The organism is Arcicella lustrica, assembly GCF_034930985.1.
In the GTDB taxonomy this organism is placed as follows: Bacteria; Bacteroidota; Bacteroidia; order Cytophagales; family Spirosomataceae; genus Arcicella; species Arcicella lustrica.
In genome coordinates this window covers 171112-196618 of the sequence record NZ_JAYGIM010000006.1, presented here as the reverse complement: position 1 = coordinate 196618, position 25507 = coordinate 171112, and the positions used below count along the sequence as shown (strand labels likewise).

The following is a 25507-nucleotide window of genomic DNA, read 5'->3' as shown; positions in this document are numbered from 1 at the left end:
AACTTCGCTTTCCCAAATTATGTAAACTTTCCCAATAATTATGTAAGCCATTAGCCAATCTTGCAAGCTAATTTTGTGTTATCAAAATATGACACAAAAGATGGAAAGCGAATTAGATAATCAACCCAAAATCAAAACATTGATTGTTCCTGTTACGGGAATGACTTGTGCGGCTTGTGCGAGTAGTGTTGAGAATATTCTTCATAAACAAAATGGAGTATTGGACTCTGCCGTCAATTTTGCGAATGAATCTGCTAAAATTCAATTTGATACCAGTCTTACTTCTCCAGAATTTTTACAAGAAAAATTACAACAAATTGGCTACGGTCTTATTTTAGGAACACCCGAAAAAGCCAAAGAACAGCAGGCAATTCTAAAAGAAAATCAATATCAAAAACTCAAACAAAACCTTATTTGGGCAAGTATTTTAACGATTCCTGTAGTAATTATTGGCATGTTTTTGATGGAAATGCCCTACGCCAATTGGATAGAATTAGCGCTAACCACGCCAGTTTTACTTTGGTTCGGGCGACAATTCTTTGTGAATGCTCTCAAACAAACTCGTGCAGGTACTGCCAATATGGATACTTTGGTGGCTTTGAGTACTGGAATTGCCTTTATATTTAGTTTATACAATACACTTTTCCCTGAATTTTGGCATCACCGAGGTTTACACGCTCATGTGTATTATGAAGCCGCCGCCGTGGTAATTGTTTTTATCATTTTGGGAAAACTGTTAGAAGAGAATGCAAAATCTAATACTTCAACAGCCATCAAAAAATTGATGGGTTTACAACCTAAAACTGTTTGGGTGATTGAAAATGGTGAAGAAAAGGAAATACCCATTGCCGAAGTACAAGTAAGCGACAGAATTCTGATTCGTCCGGGAGATAAAATACCCGTTGATGGTAAAGTTTTATCAGGAAATTCCTTTGTGGATGAAAGTATGATGAGTGGCGAACCGCTTCCTGTGGAGAAAAGTAAAGGTTCAAAAGTGTTTTCTGGTACAGTTAATCAGCAAGGAAGTTTTAAATTTATTGCTGAAAAAGTAGGCGATGAAACTTTTCTGGCTCAGATTATCCAATTGGTTCAAGAAGCGCAAGGAAGTAAAGCACCTGTACAAAAATTAGTCGATAAAATTGCCAGTATTTTTGTGCCAATCGTAATCATCATTGCCGTGTTGACTTTTGTTATTTGGATGATTTTCGGAGGTGAAAATGCTTTGACTCATGCTTTATTAACTTCTGTTTCGGTTTTGGTCATTGCTTGTCCTTGTGCTTTGGGCTTAGCTACGCCTACTGCAATTATGGTTGGAGTCGGTAAAGGAGCTGAAAATGGGATTTTGATAAAAGACGCAGAAAGCTTAGAAATTGCTCATAACGTAAACGCCATTATTTTAGACAAAACGGGTACGATTACCGAAGGGAAACCATCTGTGAGTGATTTTATTTGGATAAGTGAATCGAAGAATGAGACAAACAAAAGTATTTTATTGTCTTTAGAAAGCCTTTCAAGTCATTCTTTGGCAGAAGCTGTTACACAACATTTAAAAGCTGAAGGCGTAAAACCTTTGACCATCAATACTTTTGAAAATGTAGTTGGGAAAGGTATTAGAGCAAATTTTGAAGGTCTGAACTATTTTGTCGGCAGTCCAAAATGGATTGAAAGTATCGTTTTAGGCATTGAAAATCAGTCGATTATTTCGTTAGAAAAACAAGGAAAAACTGTTGTAGTTTTTGCCAATGAAAAAGAAATATTAGCGATAATAGCCATCACGGATAAAATCAAAAGTACTTCTAACATTGCCATTCGAGAATTGCAAGAAGTAGGAATTGAAGTATTTATGCTAACAGGCGATAATATTTTGACCGCTCAAAAAGTAGCAGATGAAGTCGGTATCAAAAATGTAAAAGCGAGTTTGATGCCCAATGATAAAGCTGAATTTATCAAGCAATTACAAAAAGAAGGAAAAGTAGTAGCGATGGTGGGCGACGGCATCAACGATTCACAAGCTTTGGCACAAGCCGACATCAGTATTGCGATGGGAAAAGGTTCGGATATTGCGATGGACGTAGCCAAAATGACTTTAATTTCTTCGGATTTATTAAAAATTCCTCAAGCCTTGAAGCTTTCTCGACAGACGGTTTCTACCATACGTCAGAATTTGTTTTGGGCATTTATCTATAATCTTATCGGAATTCCTTTGGCAGCAGGTTTGTTATTTCCTTTCAATGGCTTTTTGTTAAATCCAATGATTGCAGGGGCTGCGATGGCACTCAGCTCAGTTTCAGTAGTAAGTAATAGTATTCGTTTAAAATATAGAAATTAATCAATTGCGAATTAGTGAGTTGTGAATTATCGAATAAAACATTCCCTTCACAACTCACGAATTCACTCAATCACAATTAAAAATGGAAAAGTTATCATTCAAAACCAATATCAATTGCAACAATTGCATTGCAAAAGTAAAACCATTCTTGAACCAAGTAGAAAATATCGAAAACTGGCAAGTGGACATTAATAATGCTGATAAAATTCTCAGCGTTTCTGGAGAAGAAAAACTTAATGCAGAAGAAGTAATCGAAGCCGTACAGAAGGCTGGATTTAGCATTGAGAAACAGTAGTAGATTTTTTCATCTCATCAGAATAAAGTTTTATCCTTAATATTCAACTATTGAGGATAAAGCTTCTTTGTAAACTCAATTTCAGAGAATATTTAAAAACATAAAATAGACTTTTCAGAGAGTCTATTTTTACTTGATAAATATTCTAAAATTCACTTTTTTTAGAAATCTAGTTTAAAAATCAGCACATTTTGACAAAAAAATAAGTATATTTAAAAATTGAGTTTCTTTATTTATAGAAAATATACTTTTTTGACTAAATGATTACAAAGCTTTTATATGATGAAAATGAACTGCTAGAACTTGCTTCGTCTGGAAACGAACAGGCTTTTGCTACCCTATTTCATACGTACAAAAAGAAGTTATACGGATATTTGTTTCGTTTAACGGAGTCAAATGAGATTACAGAAGATATTATCCAAGAGATTTTTTTGAAGCTTTGGAAAGATAAAAGTGAACTGGTGAATATTGTTAAATTTGATGCTTACTTGTTTAGAATGGCAAAAAATCAAGCGATTAATGCGTTTAAAAATGTTGCTAGACAAACAATGTTGTATGCTGAATATTTTGACACACAAGATATTGAAGTAAATTCCACCGATAACATGATTCAATTTGATGAAACACAAAAACTGTTGAAGCAAATTATCGAAAACCTCCCTCCCCAACAAAAACTTATCTTTAAGCTTAGTCGTGAACAATACTTAAAACACGATGAAATTGCTGAAATGTTAAACCTCTCCCCTTCTACGGTTAAAAATCACATCATTCAAGCCATCAATACCATCAAACACAAACTTAAATATCAGGCAGCCATGTATATTTTTTACATGTTTTGGATTATGCTCAAAAAATAATTTAAAAATAATTTCTTCTTAACTAGTCCTATCCTTTCCGAGAAATGTCTTCTATTTAGTTAAGCACAAAAAACGATACTTTTCGATTGTTTTTGCTTACATAAATTTTATAGTCTTAAAGGTTTAAAAGCCATTGATTAATATGCCTTCAGAAAGAATCAACTTTTTGGTTGGAAAATATTTCAGTAATGATTGTACTGAAGAGGAAAAGTATGAGTTGATGAAATGGGCGAATTCTGCATCGGAAAGCGAGTTAGAAGTAATTTTACATAGTTCGTGGAAAAAGCATGAATCTACACTTGAGATGCCAGAAGAAATGTCGCAAAGAATTTTGTCTTCAATTTTTTCTCAAGAACAAGAAGTAACGGAAGAAGAAAACTTTGAGCAAGAAGTAAAACCTATTTTTGGTAAAATAAGCTATAGCATAGCTGCCTCTGTTGCTTTAATTATATCGCTTGGATTATTCGCTTGGTTTCAATACAATACTGTTGACAAAAGAACAGAAAATAGAATTGTACAAGTAAAAGAATTTGAAAAAAATGATATTTTACCGGGAAGCGATAAAGCGATTTTAACATTTGATGATGGCTCAGAAGTAATATTGGATAATTCCAAAAATGGTACACTCAGCAAACAAGGTGAAACCAGTATTCTAAAGCCAGAAAATGGACAATTGGTTTATGAATCTAAGCAATCGGCTATTGCCCAACCTAGGTATAATACCATTACTACGCCCAAAGGTGGGCAATATCAAGTGGTATTATCGGATGGTACGAAAGTATGGTTGAATGCCGCTTCAAGTTTAAGATTCCCACTGGTTTTTTCTGGCAATGAGCGTAAAGTGGAAATGACTGGGGAAATATATTTTGAAGTTGCCAAAAATGCTAAGAAGCCATTTAAGGTAATTAGCGATGGACAGGTAATTGAAGTATTGGGAACACATTTCAATGTAATGGCTTATCCAAATGAAAAAGCGACGAAAACTACTTTGTTGGAAGGTTCTGTAAAAGTGAGTAAAAACGAACGTTCTACCATTCTTCAACCCGGTCAGCAAGCGAAAGTTGGCTTTAATAATGGTATTTTTAGAACCATTAACGATGTGAGTTTGGACGAAGAATTAGCTTGGAAAAATGGATATTTTCAATTTAATAACGCCAGTTTAGAACTGATTATGCGACAAATTGAAAGATGGTATGATGTTGATATTCAATATATTGGTAAAATTCCTGACGAGCATTTTACGGGTAAACTTCAAAGAAATACAAATCTTTCAAATGTATTGAAAATTCTGTCAATGAGTGAAGTACAATTTAAAATTGAAGGCAAAAAAATTATTATAACGCCTTGAGAAATTGTGAGTTAGTGAATTGTGATTGAGTGATTTTTAATCCTAAAATCTCAAATCCACAGCCTGAAATTGAATTAGTGATTTTAGTTCCGAAATCCCAAATCCACAATCCGAAATAAAAATTACTGAGTATAAAAAACATTTAACATTTTTCAGTGAAAGTGGCACTCATTCCACTAGAAGACATTGAATAACGAAAAAAGCGAAAACGCAGCCACGTTTTCGCCCAAAGTCGGAGTTCGATTAAAATAAATTTTCCAAGTATCTTATTTAAAACCCCAAAACAAAAGTATGAATCGCAATCCTATTTTCCAAATTAGGCTGGGCTTGCCGTGTATTTCGGCTTCCTGTCGTGGACAAAAACTATCCACTAAATTTTTCAGGGTCATGAAACTAACCTTTATTTTATCATTGACGATATATTTACAGGTAAGCGCTGTAGGGTTTTCGCAGAGGTTTAATTTAAACCTTAAAAATACCGCTATCAATAAAGTATTTAAAGAGATAGAAAAGCAAAGCGATTATACTTTTTGGTATAAAACAGATTTGTTATTGAATGCCGACAAGGTATCTATCAATCTAAAAAATGCTAATATTGAAAAAGTACTTGAAGAATGTTTTGCCAATCAACCACTAGATTATTTAATGGTTGATAAAACAATTGTTGTAAAACCTAAAAAAGTAATCCCTAAACTAGAAGCTCCTGTTGAAATAATTGTACAAACTGTTAAAGGAAAAGTAATTTCTTCTACCGATACCAAACCATTGGTAGGTGTAAATATTGCCATTAAAGGCACAAGCAAAGGAACAACAACCGATGCTAATGGTGAATTCTCTTTGAATGCTTCAAAAGATGAAACACTTGTTTTTTCATATATTGGCTATAAATCCAAAGAAGTATTGGTTGGTAGCCAAACATTTATTGCGGTTAGCTTGCAAGAAGTAGCAACTTCTTTGGCAGAAATTGCGGTAGTAGGTTATGGAAAACAATCACGTAAAAATCTTTCGAGTGCAGTAAGTACTGTAAAAACAGAAGAACTTAATAGAGGTGCGATTACAGATGTTGGTCAGCTTTTGCAAGGTAAAGTACCGGGCTTGAATATCACAGCCAGTGGTGACCCGAACAAACCTGCAGCCGTAATTATGCGTGGTGCTTCAACGATTAATAGTGCGCAGAATCCATTTTATGTAATTGATGGCGTGCCTGGTGCTGATATTTCAACGATTGCGCCTGATGATATTGCCTCTATTGATGTGTTGAAAGATGCCGCAGCCACTGCAATCTATGGAAACCGTGCCGCAAATGGCGTAATCATGGTAACAACAAAAAAAGGAAAGCAAGGACAAATGCAGGTTTCTTACAGTTCATTTGTTGGGATGGAAAAAGTATCTAACAAATTAGATATGATGACGGCTGACCAATTGAGAGCATTTTTAACAAAAATCAATGTTGGTTTTTCTCCAAAAGATGATAAAGGAGCTAATACCGATTGGCAATCTGCTATCCAAAAAAGTTCGGCTATTTCTACGAATCATAACTTATCTTTCAACGGCGGTGGCGAACATACTACTTATAGTGCTAGTTTGAACTACGTAAAGAAAGAAGGTATATTATTGAATAGCTCATTAGAAAGAGTAATCGCTCGTTTATCAATTGAACAATTGGCTTTAAAAGATAAATTGAAATTTGGTTTTTCAATCACGAATTCAAGCAGTGATGCTCAGGATATTCCTTACAGAAATACCGTTTTATTACAATCTACGTCGTATTTACCAGTTTCGCCTATCACCAATGAAAATGGTACGTATTTTGAAAATCCAGAAAATTCTGGCTATTACAATCCAGTAGCCATGATTAATAACAGTCAGATGAATACTAAATACAGTAACCTCATCGGAAGTTTTAAAACACAATTAGAATTACCTTTTGGCTTGACGTATAATTTAGATTTATCGTATATGAACTCAAATTCATTACAAGGTTCATATTACAACAAATATTATACAACTACTTATAATAACATGTATGATAATCCAGATCCGGGTTTGGGTTTTCACTACCAACAAGCATTTGGAAAGAATGGACAAGCAACTAGAAGCTCTTACCAAAATACCAATAAAATTTTAGAAACATACTTAACTTGGAACAAGGAATTTGGTGATCATTCAATTAATGCAGTAATTGGATATTCTTGGCAAAACAATAAAATTGGTGAAGGTTTCCAAGTAACAACAAGTAATTTACCTGTAGATAATATTGGTTACAATAACTTAGCCTTGAGTAACCCTTATGGTACTTCTGGTTTTCAAATTAGTTTCGGACCAGATGGCGTATATCAAGAAACACAATTGATTTCTGATTTTGCTAGATTTAACTATAACTTCAAAAGTAAATACTTGTTGCAAGGTTCAATCAGAAGAGATGGTTCGTCGGTATTTGGTGCTAATAATCAATGGGGTTACTTCCCTTCAATTGGTGGAGCTTGGAGAATCAGCCAAGAAGATTTCATGGAAAACCAAACAATATTGAGCGATTTGAAACTAAGAGCAAGTTATGGTGTAACAGGTAATGCTTCGGGTTTCAATGCTTACACAGCACAGTTTATTTCTGGAAGTCTTGGAACATATTATTATAATGGCTCATTAACAGGAGCTTATGGCCCAACAAAAGCTGCTAATCCAAATTTACAATGGGAAAAAACATCGACAACCAACATTGGTTTAGACTTTACTACGGCGAATAACAAAGTAAGTGGTTCATTAGAATTGTATGATAAAACAACAACTGGAATGATTTACTCTTATAGCGTTGACCCGATTCTAGTACCAAATGGAAGCATTGTTGCCAATGGTGGAAGTATTAATAACAAAGGGATTGAATTGAGCTTAAGTGCTAAATTAATTACGAAAAGTAATTTTACTTGGACAAGTAATATGAACCTTGCTCATAATACCAACTTGATTACAAGCTTATCAAATCCATTATTTGCAGGTGGTGACTCTGTATTGTTATCACGCCCAGAAGGTGGTGGACAGTCGGGTAGATCTTTACAAATCTTGAAAGCTGGACGACCACTTGGACAATTCTTTGCATTAGAGTATGCTGGAAAAAATGCAAATGGTGTTTCTCAATTTGTTGGAGCCGACGGTAAATTAACAACAGCGCCACGAGAAGGAACTGATTATCATTACTTAGGTAGCGCACAACCAAAATTATTGTTAGGCTGGAGTAACACATTCAAATATCAAAATTTTGATTTCAATCTTTTCATCAGAGGAGTATTTGGCAACAAAATTTTCAATGCTACACGTGCTGATTTATTCAGACCAAACACAGCGCAATATTCCAATATTTTAGCAGATGCAGCTAATGAATCGGCTTCTGATATCAACGCTTACTTCTATTCTTCACGCTTTATTGAAGATGGAAGCTTTATTAGATTCGATAATGCTACTTTGGGCTATAACTTCAAAAAGTTAGGTTCAGTGATTAAAAACCTAAGAATTTATACTTCTGTCAACAACCTTTTTGTCATAACAAAATATACAGGTGTTGATCCAGAAGTGAATCAGGGCGGTATTGCTCCGGGTGTAGATTATAATAACTTCTACCCTAAAACTCGTACTTTCTTGTTAGGTGTTAATGTATCATTCTAATTTTTAAAATTTTGAAATCATGAAAAAATCATATTTAAATATATTATTTTCAGTGTTACTTTCAAGCATGCTGGTTTCCTGCCACGATTTGTATGTTCCTGTAACAACTGAATTAACAACGGATGTTTTTCCGACTAATACAGAGCAATTTATTTCAGCTTCTGGTCCTGTTTATGTAGCACTAAGAGGGAATTATGCTGTTGAGCATTTCTTCCAACAATCATTTAGTACCGACGAAGGAATTATGCCTGCAAGAGGTGGTAACTGGTTTGATGGCGGACAAAACCAAACGATGCACTACCATACTTGGACTCCCGATAATAGTTATATTAACGGTAACTGGACTTGGTTATCAACTACCATTGGTGTTGCCAATCAATCATTGTCGATTTTGTCAACTACAATGCCCGAAGGAGCAATCAAGAAAACCAATTTGGCTGAAATCAAAATGGTAAGAGCATTCGCTTATTTTATGATGATGGATAACTTCGGAAATGTACCAATTGATACATTATACGGTGATTTTAATCCAAAAACGAATGTTCCAAGAGCAGAAGTTTTCAATTTTATTGAAAAAGAAATTAATGCTGCTTTGCCTTATCTTAGTGATGTATCTGGCGTAAGTACTTATGGAAGAGCCAATAAATGGACTGCTTATGCTTTATTAGCCAAAATGTATTTGAATGCTGAACAATACACAGGCACAAAAAGATATGATGATTGTATTGCGGCTTGTGATAAAATAATGAATTCAGGATTATATGCACTTGAGCCAAAGAATTCATATCTGAACATGTTTTATCCAGCAAATGGACCACAAATGAAGGAATTTATTTTCGCTGTTCCTTACGACCCAGCTGCTGCAAACAGTTTCCCGTTTAGATCTGTAAATATTCATGCTCGTTTTGATGTACCAAGAAGCGAACGTCAAAAGTTTAGTTTGCCATTTACGCCAGCGGGTGCGGCAAGTACTTTACCTGAATACTATGCTTATTTTAATGATGCGAACGATATTCGTAATAAGCAATGGCTTACAGGTTTACAATATATGAATGACGGTGTTACGCCTGTAACGGTTACCACAACCAATATTGGTTATGATCAGTACTATAAAGGAAGTAACCCATCGGCTTCGGTAACTTATCATGTAAACTTAACGCCAGAAGTTACTTTGCGTCAAGATGTTGCTTCATTTGATGTGGGTAACGATGAAATCGCTTGGAATATGGGCTACCGCAATATCAAATTTTATCCTGATGCTACTTCTTTAAACAGAAATCAAAATAACGATAAACCTGTTTTCCGTTATTCAGACATCGTTTTAATGAAAGCAGAAGCTATTTTAAGAGGTGGTGCAGCCACTTTAGGACATACTCCACTTGCTTTGGTAAATCAATTAAGAGCATTAAGAACTACTTCTGCTGCTTTAACAAGTGTTGATTTAGAATTTATTTATGCAGAAAGAACTCGTGAATTTGCTTGGGAAGGCTGGCGCAGAAATGACATGATTCGCTTTGGAAAATACGAAAACAAATGGGGCTATAAAACAAATGCTGAAGCCTATCGTAGAATTTTCCCAATTCCAAGAGTGGCTTTACAGTTAAATCCTGCTTTGAAACAGAATCCTGGCTATTAAAATCTAGTGTTAACCACAGGTTTTGGTAAAATCATTACCTGTGGTTAATGTACACGTATATTGATTGTCGTTCGTATTTTAATCAGTTTTTTTATCAAAAATTTAGAGTAATCATACCCAATTTTTTTTAAAGTTATAAGCTAAACCTTCCGCTAAAGGTTTAGCTTTATAACCCAAACTATACTCCACATGACTAAACTATCTCAGCCCATTGGCTTTCTCGTGGTCATCTTTGTGCTTTTGAGTTGTCATCTGACAAATGCACAGCTTAATAAGCAAGAAGCCCAAGCACTCATTGGCAGGGTGATTCCTCAGAAAGCACAATTTTTTGTGGTCGAATCATTAGAAAGTACTGCACCCAAAGACCTTTTTGAAATAGAAAGCAAGAACCAAAAAATCATTTTAAGAGGAAACAATGGCGTGGCTGTTGCTTCTGCTTTATATTATTACTTAACAGAATATTGCCATTGCCAAATTACTTGGAATGGTGTAAATCTTGATTTACCAGTAAAACTGCCACAAATTCCGACAAAAATTGCTAAAAAAACACCCTATCAATATCGCTACTATTTGAATTACTGTACTTTCAATTACAGTATGTCGTGGTGGAATTGGGAAAGATGGCAAAAAGAAATCGACTGGATGGCGATGCACGGAATCAATATGCCTTTGGCGATTACGGGGGAAGAATATACTTGGCGAGAAGTATATAATGAAATGGGTTTTTCGGATAATGATTTGAAAGATTTTTTCAGTGGACCAGCATATTTTTCTTGGTTTTGGATGGGAAATCTTGATGGTTGGGGCGGTCCATTACCTGTGAGTTGGATGAAATCACATAAAGATTTACAAGTAAAAATTGTGCAAAGAGAACGTGCTTTAGGCATGAAACCTGTTTTGCCTGCTTTTACTGGACACGTGCCTGCGGCGTTCAAAAAGAAATATCCAAATGCAAAATTAAAAGCCACTAACTGGACAAACGGCTTTGGCGATACTTATATTTTGGATTCAGAAGACCCGCTTTTTGCAGAATTAGGCAAAAAGTTTATCAATAAACAAACAAAACTTTTCGGTTCAGACCATTTGTATTCGGCTGATACTTTCAATGAAAATGAACCGCCAACCGACGAACCAGCTTATTTATCGAAACTGAGTGCCAGAATTTATGAAGGAATGCGTCAAGCAGACCCTGATGCCGTTTGGGTGATGCAAGGTTGGTTATTTTACAGTGATAGAAAATTCTGGAAAGCACCACAAATCGAAGCTTTATTAAGTGCTGTTCCTAATGATAAAATGTTATTATTAGATTTAGCAACAGAAATCGAACCCGTTTGGAAACGTACTCATGCTTTTTATGGCAAACCGTGGATTTGGAATATGTTGAATAATTTTGGAGGAAATGTCAATCTTTTTGGTAGAATGGATGGCGTAGCCAGCGGTCCAGCTTTGGCATTGAACGACCCAAATTCTAAAAATTTACAAGGAATAGGTTTAACGATGGAAGCCATCGAACAAAATCCTGTGATTTACGAATTGATGATGCAACATACATGGCAAACTACACCAGTAGATTTGAATGAATGGTTAGTAAAGTACGCAAAGAATCGTTACAAAACGGATGATAAATCTTTAGTGGAAGCTTGGCAAGTACTTCGTCAAACAGTTTATAATGGCAAAGATATTCGTGATGGTGCGGAATCAATTATTACAGGTCGCCCAACTTTTGATTCTACGACGGTTTGGACAAAAACTAAGCTGAATTATAAACCTAAAGACTTGCTCCCTGCTTGGGATTTGTTTGTAGAAGCTTCAAAAAAAGGTATTGATTCTGATGGTTTTCAGTACGATTTGGTAGATATTACTCGACAAGTATTGGCAAATCATGCCCTTGTTTTGCAGAAAAAATGGAAGAATGCTTACAAAGAAAAAAATGAAGTGCAATTCAAAAAAGACGCTCAAGCTTTTATTGATTTGATTGCTGATATGGACGAATTATTAGCAACTCGTAAAGATTTTATGCTTGGTCCGTGGATAAGTTCTGCAAGAAGTTGGGGTAGTACTCCTGCCGAAAAAGCACTTTATGAACAAAATGCTCGTGACCTGATTACACTTTGGGGCGATGCCAACAATCCTTTGCACGAATATTCTAACCGTCAATGGAGTGGATTATTAAATGATTTTTATAAACCAAGATGGCAACAATTTTTTGTAGAACTCAACAAATCTTTGGCAGAAAACCGTGAGCCAAATTTAAAAACATTTGATGCCAACATCCGCACTTGGGAATGGAATTGGGTGAAAACACAAAAGAATTTTCCTACTACAACTAAAGGCAATAGCCATCAAGTAGCCTTGAAAATGTACAAAAAGTACAGAAATGAGTTGTGATTGAGTGAATTGTGAATGAGTGAGTTAGTGATTGTTAAATAAGTTGTGTTTTATTATAAATGTATAATCAGCTCATTAATAAACTCTTATATAAGTATTAATAAGTAACTGAAAAATAATCACTAATTCACAACTCACTAACTCACAATTCACTCAATAAAGAACTCAATAAACAAACACTCTATGAAAGATACAAGACTTATTTCTTTAGATGCTCTGCGTGGCTTCGATATGTTTTGGATAATGAGTGGCGAACACATTATTCACGCTTTGGCAGAAACAACCCATATTCCTTTACTTGAATGGATGTCTGAACAATTGCATCATACCGCTTGGAATGGAATTACTTTTTATGACATGATTTTTCCGCTTTTTCTTTTTATTGCGGGAATGTCAATGCCTTTTTCAATGCAAAAGAAAGTAGCAGAGGCATCTGTTGATAGTCCCAACGAATTGCCAAATGTCATTAAAAAGCCATTGTACTTGGCGATGATAAGACGAACAGTAATTTTAATTTTCCTTGGAGTAGTAGTAAACGGACTTTTCAAATGGAATGCTTATGAACAAACACGTATCGCCAGTGTTTTGGGCAGAATCGGTTTGGCTTGGTTTTTTGCAGGAATCATTTATTTGAATTTCAATACTCAAAAACAGATTTTCTGCTTTGCATTTATTTTGTTAGGTTATTGGCTTATCATGAAATATGTTCCAGTTCCGGGTTTTGGTGCGGGAGTATTAACCAAGGAAGGTTCACTTGAGTCTTACATCGACCGCATTTTATTACCGGGCAGATTACACAGCATCGTTCATGACCCCGAAGGAATTTTATCAACCATTCCAGCCATCGGTACGGCAATGTTGGGTGTATTTACAGCTACTTTTTTAAAAGCTGAGTCTGCATTTTCAGCCTATAAAAAAGTACTCTTAATGACAATCGCAGCTTTTGTACTCATTGGCTTGGGTTTACTTTGGGATATTTCATTTCCCATCAACAAACGCCTTTGGTCGAGCTCATTTGTTTGCTTTGTCGGGGGATGTTGTATCTTGTTTTTTGCTTTATTTCATTTAGTGATAGACTTGTGGAAATTTCAAAAATGGGCATTGCCATTTGTTTGGATTGGCGCAAATTCAATTTTGATTTACATGGCATCCGAAGGCATTGTAAATTTTGGATATACCGCTAATTTTTTCTTTGGCGGACTTATTTCGCATACTCCTGTACTTTGGCAACCTGTTTTTACTGCTTGTTCAGTTACGCTTACGCAGATTATTTTATTGTACATATTTTACAAGAAAAAAGTCTTTTTGAAGATATAAGCATTAGGGCAGAATTAAGAGTAAAAAATATTAATATATCTAAATGTAAGTTTTAAAATAATTTCTTTAGATGATTGAAATTCCTTTTAAAGGAAATTTGTAGTGGCAATCCCTTGCGGTTGCCTTATCCGAAATGGCAACCGCAAGGGATTACCACTACAAAAAATTGGTTTAAGTAACATTTTGAGTGCCTGTTGAATCTTTCCTACGCAAATTAGGAATCTAAAATACCAAACACCAACCACTACTCAGATTTTAAAAACGAAAAATAGACTCCATAAATAGTTCTATACTTATATTTCTTATCAAAAACCTCAAGGCACAAAACTCATCAAGACTCAAATACTTCTTCTAAATCTGAGGTTTTAATACTCAATACTTCTTTTTAAAGCATCCTTCAGTTCTAAAGTCTGGTATCTCACGTCCTGCTTCTTGAATCTAATCTCTTGCTTCTAATATCCCCCAAAAAGTTTTTCAAAAAAAAATCCTCTAACTACTAAGGGGCTTTTTGATAGATTGTGTCTTACCTTTATATACTATAGAATAATTCAAAGAATTTATTGTTAAAATCATAGCTTATGAATACGCTGAAAACGCATGAATCCATTGACGAGTTGAGTGATTCCGCCATTCCTGAAATTAAGGCATTGGTGGAAGAGCAAGAAATGATACTCGAAGAAAAAACGGCTTTCAATGATTCAGAGCTTTTTATTCGTAAAGCTTTTGAAGAATCGCCACAAAAGGGCTGCGAAATGCTGTTTAGGCGTTATCATAAAATTCTTTGTAGCCATGCGGTACGTTTTGTGTATTCAAAAGAACTTGCCGAAGATATTGTGAGTGAAGTATTTTGTAGGTTTTGGAAAACGAAAGCTTATCTGACCGTCACTTCCTCCTATCGGTTTTACTTGTTTAGATGTGTTCGGAATGAAGCTTATAATCATATTCGGTCGGAATTTAAACAATTAGATGAATTGGATTCAGCCATCAATTTTGAATCCTCTTCTGGACAAAGACCCGACAGTATCACACAATTTGAAGAAGTATTTCATCAGGTAGAAGAATTAGTAGAATCGCTTTCACCACAATGTAGAAAAGCATTTTTATTGAATCGTTTTGAAGGAAAAAAATATCAAGAAGTCGCCAACGAATTGAATATTTCTATCAAAACGGTTGAAGTACACATCGGAAAAGCATTGTCAATTATAAGAAAAGGTTTGAAAGAACATTGGTTGATTGGGATTATTTATTTGTTGATTAAAAATTAAGAATCAACAAAAAACAGTAAATATTAAGCGTATTAGTGAAATCAACGATTTTGTTTTGTTATTAAAAACCACAACGGCTGACACAATTCAAAATTCAAAACTCACAATTCATATTTACTAAGGGGTTTTTCAAAAAAATGTGTCTTAATTATATAGACCAAAACCTTTTCCTCAACTATTATCCGATTCTATTAAAAGACTTTAGACACAATGAAATTAGCAATAACATACGAATTAATATTTGACCATTTCGCTCGGAAGACTTCACCTTTGCAACGTAATCTCATTGAAGAATGGTTGAAAGATGAAGCCAATGAAGAATTATATTACCAATGGCTGGAAGAATGGGAGAAAAAACATCCTCAGTATTTAGCCGAAAGCCATGAGGCTTTAGATAATTTCAATGCCTTTATCAAAGGAAATCCTCATGACGAATTACCCGAAGAAGAAGAAGTAATTGAACCATTATCTGAAAATAATAATCGCCGTAAAATGAATTGGCTAATTGCCGCCTCAATTGTATTGCTAATGGGTTTAACGGCATTTATTTTTCAGGATAAAATCATTTACCAAAATTACCAAACTACTTTTGGCGAAACGCAATCCTTGGTGTTGCCCGATGGAAGTAAAGTAACGCTTAATTCAAATTCATCGCTTCGTTTGCTTCGTTGGGGTTTTGGCCAAACTAACAGAGAAGTATTTTTAAGTGGAGAAGCCAATTTTTCTGTAAAACATACTGTTGATAATCAGCAATTTATCGTAAAATCTGCGAACAATTTTGAAGTAGTAGTTTTAGGAACAGAATTTACTGTTTATGCCAGAAAGAGAGGCTCAAAAGTGATTTTGAATAAAGGGAAAGTACAACTATATTATCAAGAAGGAAAACAAAGTAAAAATGTAATGATGAAACCGGGTGAATTGCTAACACTCGACCGCCACAATCATGTACAAATCAAAGAAACTGCCGAACCGCAAGCTTATTCGGCATGGGAAGATCAACGCTTTGTTTTTGAAGAAACAACTTTGGAAGAAGTCGCCTATTTATTAGAAGAAAATTATGGATTGCAAGTAGAAATCAAAGGTTCAGAACTTTCAAAAAGAGTACTGATGGGCTCGTTCAGGGCAGAAAATGTAGATGAACTTTTAAAATCAATCTCAGAATTATTAAACATTAATGTAGTCCGTCAAGGTACGCATGTACAATTGTCGGAATATTAAAAACATTTCCTAAAACATCTCCTCCATTTATTATGAAAAAACGATTACAAAAAGCCTCACAATTGGGGCTTATGGTCACTCTCATGCTTCTTGGTAAGCAAATCGGGCTTTCGCAAGCTCTTGCGATGGTGCAACAAATGCCTCAAAATACTCAGGCAGAAAGAACGCCTTCATCAAGTAAAAAATTGAAAGATGCTTTATCGGAACTAAAAAACCAGTATAAAGTAGAAATCATGTTTGAACTCAAAACTGTAGAACGTTACATGGTTCAAAGCAATACGATTCAGGCTAATACTAGTATCGAAAAAAATCTTGACCGCTTACTTTCTCCTTTTGGACTTACTTATAAAAAGGTAAACAAAACTTCTTATTTGGTGATGGAAGGAAAAAAAGAAAAAGGAAGAGGTGATTTGGGGACGCTCTCTTCCGAAAATAATCAAAATCAGAAAAATATAGAGAGTAATACTGCCAATACCTCCCAATCGGAAATACAATCAAACCTTGTTTCGGAAAACATAACGGTTTTAGAACAAACCGTTTCAGGGAAAGTAATTGACGAAAAAGGACAAGGTTTGCCGGGAGTAAATATTGTATTAAAAGGAACGAACCGAGGGGTAAATTCTGATGCCAATGGAAACTTTAAAATTGCAGTACCAGATGAAAAAGCCATTTTGGTTTTCAGTTTTGTAGGTTATACCAATAAAGAAGTATTGGTTGGCAATCAAAAAACAATCAATATTTCATTACAAATTGATGACAAAACCTTGAATGAAGTAGTCGTAGTTGGTTATGGAACGGTACAAAAGAAGGATTTAACAGGTTCGGTTTCTGTCTTAAAATCTGCTGATATTGTCGCTACTCCAACGAGTAACGCTTTGGAATCTTTACAAGGTAAAATTGCAGGGTTGGATTTGACTAGAAATGATGGACAAGCGGGGTCAAGTTTAAGCTTTACTTTACGTGGAAATCGTTCGTTGAGTGCTTCAAATTCTCCCTTGATTTTGGTGGATGGCGTGCCTTATAGTGCTTCGGCTTTGGAAATAAATCCTTCTGATATTAAAACGATGGTGGTTTTGAAAGATGCTTCTTCCACCGCAATTTATGGTACTCGTGGTGCAAACGGTGTTATTTTGATTACAACCAACAGCGGAGCATCTGGCAAAACCAGAATTTCATTCAGTTCATATTATGGTGTGCAAGATAATGCTGGTTTAGGAGCGATTCAAAACGGAGAAGAATATGCAGCTTTTAAAAGAGAAGCTTTCCGTACAAGGGGCATCACAAACGAGGCATCAATTTTTAATCCAGAAGAATTAGATGCTATCAAAAACCACAAATTTGTAGATTGGAGAGGAGAAATTCTGAAAAAAGGCTCAATCCAAAATCATGAAATTTCATTGAGTGGCGGTTCTGATAAAACTACTTTTAATATTTCATTCGGTGCTTATGGCGAAAAAGGTTTGTTTAAAAATGACCAGTTGACACGTTACAACGGAAGTGTTGGTGTAAATCATCAATTGTTCCAAAATGTAAAAATTGGTTCGAAGATTTTCTATACTTATCGTGACAACGACGTTCGTCAAGATCCTTTGAATCAGGCAAATAAAATCAATCCTTACGGTACGCCTTACGATGCCAATGGAAATATTATCATTTATCCTGTAGCGGGTCAAAGCTTTAATATTACGCCTTTGGCGGACGAAGTACCGGGTGTTTATACCAATAATTTATTGGAAAAAAGAATTTTCAATACTTCATATTTAGATTGGGAAATCATCAAAAATCTGACTTTCAAAACAGCTTTTGGTTTAGATATTCAGAACAGTCGCCGAGGATATTATTATGGTGCGCAAACCATTACCAGAGCTGGGAATATCTCTCAATCGGGCATCGAAAGTGCGAATACTTTAAATTACACTTGGGAAAATACGCTTACTTATCTGAAAACATTGGGCAAGCATGATTTCAATTTCTTGTTAGGAAATAGCTTTTTGAGTCGTTCGACGGAATCATTCTCAGGAACAGGTTTCAATCAAGTTTCAGAAACGACTACTTTCTTTGATTTAGGTGCAAACTCAGCCCAAGTAGCGATTAAAAGCGGTTTGGTAGAAAGTACTTTAGAATCTTTTTTTGGAAGAGTTAACTATCAATATAATAGTAAATACTTGTTAAGTGCGAGTTTAAGAGCAGATGGTTCTTCGGTTTTAGCAGCAGGAAATAAATGGGGATACTTCCCTTCGGTAGCTTTGGGTTGGAGAATTTCTGAAGAATCATTCATGAAAAATACTTCTTTGTTTACTGACTTGAAATTGAGAGCGAGTTATGGTATTTCTGGAAACTCAGCGATTTCGCCTTACCAAACTTTGGGTGGTTTAGGCAAAGTAACGTATTCATTCGGAGAAGTTGCGGCTTATGGATATTATCCTAAAGCGATTTCAAACCCAAATCTTTCTTGGGAAACGACGGCAACGACTAACGTCGGGCTTGATTTTGGAATCTTGAATAATAGAATTAACGGAGCGATTAATTATTACCAAAGTAACACCAGCGATTTGTTGATGCAACGTGTTTTACCGAATACTTCTGGTTATACAAGTGTTTACGAAAACGTTGGAAAAACAGCTAACAAAGGTTTAGAAATCGAAATTTCTACCCTAAATCTTGTTAGTAAATCTCCTCAAGGTTTAAAATGGTCAACGGATTTTACTTTCTCAACGAACAAAGAAGAAATCGTAGCATTGACTGGCGGTGCTGAAAGAGATTTAGGAAATGGGTGGATTGTTGGTCAGCCAACACAAGTATTTTACGATTATAAAAAGATTGGTATTTGGCAATTGGGACAAGAATCTGAAGCGGCAAAATACGGACAAGTACCGGGCGACATCAGAGTTCAAGATGTAAATAATGATGGAAAAATCACTCCAGATGCCGATAGAATGGTGGTAGGAACGCCTCGTCCAAACTTTAATCTTGGCGTAAATAATAATTTTAGCTACAAGAATTTCGACCTTTCAGTTTTCTTCTTTGCTCGTGAAGGACAAATGATTAGAAGCGAAGCCAGCGGAAATTATAAAATTGATGGCAGAGAAAATGGACCAAAAGTAGATTATTGGACACCAGAAAATCCAACGAACGACCATCCTCGTCCAGACATGAACAAAAACCAAAATAGTAGCTACATGAGTACGCTTTATTATGTGGATGGCTCATTCTTGAAAATCAAAAATATTTCTTTAGGCTACGAAATTCCTTCAAAAATCAGTAGCAAATGGGGCGTTTCGAAAATTAGAGTTTACACAACCATGAGAAACTACTTTACATTCAGCAAGTTAGCACCTTACGATCCAGAACGTGGCGGAAGTTTAGCTTTCCCAATGACGAAGCAGTTGATTTTTGGTTTAAATGTTAATTTTTAATTTCTCGATTTTTAAAATATAGAATTATGAAAAAGATATTCACATTCATGATAGGCGCATTTGCTTTCGGGCTGTCGTCATGTTCAGATTTTTTAGATGAAACAAACAAAAGTGGATTAACAGGCGATACTTTTTACGCTACCACCACTGGGATAGAATCTTTAGTAAACAGTACTTATACGCCACTTCGTTTTTGGTACGGAAAAGAAGGCGGAGCCACAATGACGGAATTAGCCACCGACCTTTTCTTGAAAGGTGGCGACTGTCACCATCCAGAAATTGCGGATATGAGTGCGAATTTCAATAGTCAAAGCCCAATTATACAAGTATATTGGAGCAGATTGTATGCGGCAATCAATTACTGTAATACGGCTATCGAAAAAATCCCAGCTTCACCTTTGCCAGAAGCAACAAAAAAATTGCGTTTGGGTGAAGTATATTACCTCAGAGCGATGTACAATTGGCTCATTGTAGAAACTTGGGGCGGCGTACATTTATCGACAAAACCGACAATTGGCGTACAAACTACTTCTACAAAAAGCTCTGTTGATGAGTTTTACAAAGTAATTTTTGCGGATTTAGATTTAGCGATTGCGAACCTTGGCGGAAGAATTAACCACGAAGGCGGAAGAGTAACAAAACCAGCAGCTGAGGCATTTAAAGCAAGAATGTTGTTGACTCGTGGACAAAATGCAGAAGCAGCTGCTCTGGCAAAAAAAGTAATTAGTGATTATAATTTCAAATTATACAGCGATTATAAAGCACTTTGGGACATCAATAATAGCGAAGGTTCGACGAATTCAGAAGTAATTTTTTATGTGAATTATTCAGCTGATAATTTGTTGAATCCTGCGGATTTGGAATTTGATGGAAACTCTACTGCCAACGCTTTCCGTCCAGAAGGTGGAAATCAATTGCACTTGATGTTTACGCCACGCTATGATTTTCATGCAGGAATGATTTTGGATATTCCAAACAGTATTGGTTTCCAACGTTATGCTTGTACCAGAAGATATTTAGAACTTTTCAATAGTGATATTGATCAACGTTACGATGGTACTTTCAAAGAAGTATGGAAAGCAAATGGCGGTAAAATTGGAGCTTATACTAATATGATTCAAGGTGATACCGCTGTTTATTGGAGTCATAAAGCATTGTCTTCAAGCTTCAAAGCAAGTAAAGCCTTGAAATATGAAGTGAAAGACATCAACGATTTGTATAATCCTGACCAATCTTTAGTAGATTTCCGTAATTTCATCGAAATGCACAAACACAACAGTACGACAGATAGAACAGCGATTTTTGAATTTAGAAGTAAAAGAGACGCTTTTGTACAAAGAATTGCCGAAATGTATTTGATTGCTGCTGAGGGAGAAATGAAAGCTGGCAATGCTGCCGAAGCGGTAAAATACATGAATTTATTGAGAACAAATCGTGCAAAAGCTGGTCGTACTGCTGATATGCAAGTAACTGCAAGTCAGATGAATATTGATTTTGTCTTGGAAGAACGTGCCAGAGAATTAGGTGGAGAATTATTACGATGGTTTGATTTGAAAAGAACAGGTAAATTGGTGGAATATGTAAAAGCGTATAATCCAAATGCTAAAAGTAATATCAAGGATTTTCAAGTATTAAGACCAATTCCTCAATCGCATCTTGATGTAATTACCAATAAATCTGAATTCCCACAAAATCCGGGATGGTAAGATAATGGTGAATGAGTGAATTGTGATTTAGTGATTTCTTTTTCCAAAAGAATCTAATGCTTTGTTTACGGTTTGTAAAATTCCGCAAGCAAGGCATTAGATTTTATAGTGTATTTGCCTTTAGAATATGTTTACTCTCAATGATAACTATTTCAAAACTTTATGAAAACAAAACAAAAGTATTTTTTCATCATTGCATTTTTCCTGACTTCTTTCCTAAGTAATAGTCAAGCCCTCAAAATTCAACATGATTTGGTTGTAGCGAAAGACGGTTCTGGCGATTTTCGTTATATTCAAGATGCCATTGATGCTGTTAGGGTTTACCTTCCAAATCAAATTACGATTCGTATTAAAAAAGGGATTTATAAAGAAAAAGTGACGATTCCGAGTACACTGAGTAATATCGCCATCATTGGCGAAGACAGTACTGTTATTTCTTACGATGATTTTTCTGGCAAAGGAAAAATGGAAACCTTTGATTCTTATACGCTAAGAGTTCTGGGGAATGATATTACTTTAGAAAATCTAATCATCGAAAATACAGCTGGAAGAGTTGGACAAGCTGTTGCACTTCACATTGAAGGCGACCGCTGTGTGATTCGTAAATGTCGTTTTTTGGGGAATCAAGATACCATTTTTGCGGCGGGAGATAATGCTCGCCAGCATTTTGTAGATTGTTATATTGAAGGAACAGTCGATTTTATTTTTGGTCCAGCAACAATACTTTTTGAAAACTGTATCATCCACAGCAAAGCCAACGGTTATGTAACGGCGGCTTCAACACCAAAATGGGTGAATTATGGTTATGTGTTCAAAAACTGTAAACTGACTGCTTCTACGGATGTCAACAAAGTTTATTTGGGTCGCCCGTGGAGAAGTTATGCCCAAACGGTGTTCATCAATTGCGAATTAGGAAAGCATATTTTACCAGAAGGTTGGGATCCTTGGGGAAAAGCTGAAAATGAGAAAACTACTTTTTATGCTGAGTACCAAAATACAGGAGAAGGAGCAAAAACTTCATCAAGAGTAAAATGGTCACATCAGCTTTCGGAAGCAGATGCAAGTAATTATACTTTAGAAAATATCTTTTCAGGAAAACCTAATCCCGCTTTCAATACTTTCTGGAATCAAGTATCATATTTGGGCATTACCGGAAAAGTAGATACTTCTTATAATAATTATACAGCTTATCTAAACAGTAAAAAGTCACACCCAGTAACGACGATTGTTCCAGAAAAAACCTTAGCGACAGTTTCAGAAAAGTATGCCATTACTTATGGAAAAATTGGCAATAGAGCATTGTTATTAGATGTTTTTAGTCCGACAAAAACTTACCCAAAACCTTTACCTGCGGTCATGATTATTCATGGTGGTGGCTGGCGAACAGGCAATAGAACACAACATTATCAATTAGCCAGAAGATTGGCTGAATTAGGTTTTGTTTGTTTTACGCCAGAGTATCGTTTATCGACAGAAGCCTTGTATCCAGCAGCTGTTCATGATTTAAAATCGGCATTGCGTTGGATGCGAGCCAATGCAAAAATATATAATATTGACCCTGATAAAATTGCTACTTTAGGTTTTTCTGCAGGCGGAGAATTATCAGCTTTTATGGGTGTAACGGCTGAAAATCCAGTATTTGAAGGGTCAAATGGTAATTTGAATTTCTCTTCAAAAGTTCAAGCTGTTGTGGATATTGATGGAACACTTTCTTTTGTTCATCCAGAATCTGGCGAAGGGAATGATAGCAAAGGTACTTCGGCAGCTACTTATTGGTTTGGGGTTCCTAAAAAAGATAATCCACAACTTTGGGATGAAGCTTCGCCATTGTATCATGTTGGCGCAAAAACGCCCCCAATTTTATTTTTAAATAGTTCGGTGGACAGAATGCACGCTGGAAGAGACGATTTCAGAAAGGTTTTGGACCAACATCACATTTATTCAGAAGTACATACATTTGCCGACGCACCACATTCTTTCTGTTTATTCAATCCTTGGTTTGAACCAACAGTTAAATATGTTGCAGACTTTTTGAAGAAGACTTTGAAGTAATATAGATATTTAAAATGTTTTGTTATCTCATCCTTAATACTCAATAACAGCCTTAAGGATGAGATTTCTGAAAATAGTATTTCATTTTAACTATTTCAACTTTTTCACCATCATGAAAGTATGCCGAGGTTCACCAGTGAACAACGTAGAACCACCTCCAACCGAAGTATAGGCAAGCGAAGCATTTAATAATTCATAGCCTTCTTCATTCAGCTTATTCAGTACCTTTATAACGGGCGTATAGTCATCACGTGTATCTGTATCTAACTTTTTCCATTCTGTTTCAGTACTTGGTTCAGAACCTTTGGTTACTCTAATCACTTTCCTTTTTCCTAATTGAATAACATCTACAATTGCATATTCTTCTGTTCTTCCTTGGGGAATATCGGAAGTTTTACGAATAAACGATGATAGCACAATGAATATCGTAAGCAGTGAAAATACCGCAATGAGCAATGATTTTGTTTTCATATTTGTAAGATTAAAGTACATGTTTTGTTTATAGACGATTTAAGTACTTTATTTATTTTATTGATAACATTTATGCTCGAAATATTAAATAGCCTTTTTCCTCTTCCTTTCGTTAACAGCCTTCGCACTCACCCAGAAAAGTATAAAACCCGACAAAATAGTTAATAACCCAAAAATCGAAAAAGCACGCAATAAGTAATTGGAAATATTATCTCTGCTTTCAAAATCCATCGTGTGCATCATCCATAGAAAATCAAAAATTCTCCATTTTTCATTCCTAAATTTCTGAATCGTTCCTAATTCTGTGGCAACATACACTGTCGTTTTACTCGGATGTTCAAAAGTAACAGCATAAGCGGGTAAAGCTTGTTCTCGGTACTCATGGTGTCCGTTTGTGGATGTTAAGTATTCAACATTTTTAATGGTTGATTCTTCCGAAAAACCTCTTTTTGCTACTTCGATAGCTTCTTCTTTCGATAAAGCGGGTCTGATTTTGCCAGTTTCAGCATCCGCCAATTGGATTTTCTTGCTTCTATCATGTTCCTTTGAATAGGTAATTTGATAAGTAGCTTTCCCTAAAAGCTGAATCAGTTTTATATCAAAAATAAAATTAACGGAATGCTTTTGCTTTATTTGTTGAATAACAGTCTGTGGATTAGCCAATTGAATATTGGCACTGAGCGGATGAATATGGGCTTTTTGATGGTCGCCATGTATTTCGTCCATATCCGACCAACTGAAATACAAACCTCCAATCGTCCAAAATAAAAATTGAATGCCAAGTACTAAACCTAAGTAACGGTGAATTTTACGAATGCGAAAATGGAAAGATTTTTTCAAAGGATTATATTTTTTATGATATCTAAAATAAAGATAAAACAATGTTTTTTATCCGATACTGTTAATAAATTAAAGCCCTATGCTCAAATATAAATTGAGAGCATAGGGCTTTCGAATTATTGGTTGATTAATGTCTCTTTCACAGAACCACATGTCATCATTTTTTTACCAAAATATGGATTAGCAATAGCTTTTTGTTCACTTAACCAAAAACCTCCTTTGTTATCAAATGCCATCGGACAATAGTCGTAATATACAACTGTATCTGTAATTTTAAAAGATTTGACCATTGCAAAAATGTTTTTTGATAAATCTCCAAAATGGTCTCTTTGATGTTCTACACTTTCTGTTTCTGTAATGTGTTCTGCATCAAAAAGAAGATGCTTTGCGAGTTTTTTGAATACTTCATTTTGCGCACTGGTTAATTTCTGACTGTCAACGGCTTTCAATGCGCTTAGTAATGTTTTTGCTTTTTCATTGGCCGTTTTTCCATCTGTCGCTACAAGGGCATTTTTTACTCCATAATAAGCCAATAATACATTATTCATTTGCTTTTTTACGGTTTCGTCTGTTTTTCCAATGTCTGTAACACTCATATCATGGGCTGGAACAGCTTCTTTTTTATGATGGTCGTGTTGACTAAAAGCGGATTTGCTGACTAAGCCAATTACCATAGCTAATAAACTAATTTTTACTGTTTTCATGTTATTTG

At 35.3% G+C, this 25507-nt stretch carries 16 protein-coding genes; 13 read left to right on the top strand and 3 right to left on the bottom strand.

Annotation, left to right across the window (positions count from 1 at the left end):
- Nucleotides 1-100: 100 nt before the first annotated feature.
- The 13 genes from VB798_RS08640 (at nt 101) to VB798_RS08580 (ending at nt 23484) form a co-directional block, all read left to right on the top strand.
- Complete coding sequence (locus tag VB798_RS08640) at nt 101-2329, top strand: heavy metal translocating P-type ATPase (protein ID WP_323257971.1); 2229 nt, start codon at nt 101-103, stop codon at nt 2327-2329.
- Between the two features lie 82 nt (nt 2330-2411).
- Nucleotides 2412-2624: a heavy-metal-associated domain-containing protein gene (locus VB798_RS08635; protein WP_323257969.1), complete on the top strand. Its 213-nt coding sequence runs from the start codon at nt 2412-2414 to the stop codon at nt 2622-2624.
- Between the two features lie 260 nt (nt 2625-2884).
- Nucleotides 2885-3481 (top strand): RNA polymerase sigma factor, encoded by a 597-nt coding sequence (locus VB798_RS08630; RefSeq protein WP_323257967.1) that lies wholly within the window; start codon nt 2885-2887, stop codon nt 3479-3481.
- 142 nt (nt 3482-3623) lie between these two features.
- Nucleotides 3624-4829 carry a FecR family protein gene (locus tag VB798_RS08625; RefSeq protein ID WP_323257965.1) on the top strand — a complete coding sequence of 402 codons (1206 nt, stop codon included), beginning with the start codon at nt 3624-3626 and terminating at the stop codon, nt 4827-4829.
- Nucleotides 4830-5216: 387 nt separating this feature from the next.
- Nucleotides 5217-8486, top strand: a complete 3270-nt coding sequence (locus tag VB798_RS08620) for a TonB-dependent receptor (protein WP_323257963.1) — start codon at nt 5217-5219, stop codon at nt 8484-8486.
- Between the two features lie 19 nt (nt 8487-8505).
- The gene (locus VB798_RS08615) at nt 8506-10122 is read left to right on the top strand and encodes a RagB/SusD family nutrient uptake outer membrane protein (RefSeq protein ID WP_323257961.1); all 1617 of its coding nucleotides are present in this window, start codon (nt 8506-8508) and stop codon (nt 10120-10122) included.
- 189 nt (nt 10123-10311) lie between these two features.
- The gene (locus VB798_RS08610; protein ID WP_323257959.1) at nt 10312-12510 is read left to right on the top strand and encodes an alpha-N-acetylglucosaminidase; all 2199 of its coding nucleotides are present in this window, start codon (nt 10312-10314) and stop codon (nt 12508-12510) included.
- Nucleotides 12511-12693: 183 nt separating this feature from the next.
- A complete protein-coding gene (locus VB798_RS08605) occupies nt 12694-13827 on the top strand; it encodes an acyltransferase family protein (RefSeq protein WP_323257957.1) in 1134 nt (377 codons plus the stop codon).
- A 578-nt stretch (nt 13828-14405) separates the two neighbouring features.
- A complete protein-coding gene (locus VB798_RS08600; protein ID WP_323257956.1) occupies nt 14406-15092 on the top strand; it encodes an RNA polymerase sigma-70 factor in 687 nt (228 codons plus the stop codon).
- Nucleotides 15093-15302: 210 nt separating this feature from the next.
- Nucleotides 15303-16310, top strand: a complete 1008-nt coding sequence (locus VB798_RS08595) for a FecR family protein (protein WP_323257954.1) — start codon at nt 15303-15305, stop codon at nt 16308-16310.
- 71 nt (nt 16311-16381) lie between these two features.
- Nucleotides 16382-19726 (top strand): SusC/RagA family TonB-linked outer membrane protein, encoded by a 3345-nt coding sequence (locus tag VB798_RS08590; protein WP_323257952.1) that lies wholly within the window; start codon nt 16382-16384, stop codon nt 19724-19726.
- A 26-nt stretch (nt 19727-19752) separates the two neighbouring features.
- Nucleotides 19753-21432 carry a RagB/SusD family nutrient uptake outer membrane protein gene (locus tag VB798_RS08585; protein ID WP_323257950.1) on the top strand — a complete coding sequence of 560 codons (1680 nt, stop codon included), beginning with the start codon at nt 19753-19755 and terminating at the stop codon, nt 21430-21432.
- Between the two features lie 162 nt (nt 21433-21594).
- Complete coding sequence (locus VB798_RS08580; RefSeq protein WP_323257948.1) at nt 21595-23484, top strand: pectinesterase family protein; 1890 nt, start codon at nt 21595-21597, stop codon at nt 23482-23484.
- A 90-nt stretch (nt 23485-23574) separates the two neighbouring features.
- Here the strand turns inward: VB798_RS08580 and VB798_RS08575 are convergent, their stop codons facing one another.
- The 3 genes from VB798_RS08575 to VB798_RS08565 all read right to left on the bottom strand — a co-directional run bounded on the left by VB798_RS08575 (nt 23575) and on the right by VB798_RS08565 (nt 25499).
- Nucleotides 23575-23955, bottom strand: a complete 381-nt coding sequence (locus VB798_RS08575; protein WP_323257947.1) for a hypothetical protein — start codon at nt 23953-23955, stop codon at nt 23575-23577.
- Between the two features lie 84 nt (nt 23956-24039).
- The gene (locus VB798_RS08570; RefSeq protein WP_323257945.1) at nt 24040-24795 is read right to left on the bottom strand and encodes a hypothetical protein; all 756 of its coding nucleotides are present in this window, start codon (nt 24793-24795) and stop codon (nt 24040-24042) included.
- Nucleotides 24796-24911: 116 nt separating this feature from the next.
- Nucleotides 24912-25499, bottom strand: coding sequence for a DUF3347 domain-containing protein (locus VB798_RS08565; RefSeq protein ID WP_323257943.1), 588 nt, complete (start codon nt 25497-25499; stop codon nt 24912-24914).
- Nucleotides 25500-25507: the final 8 nt, after the last annotated feature.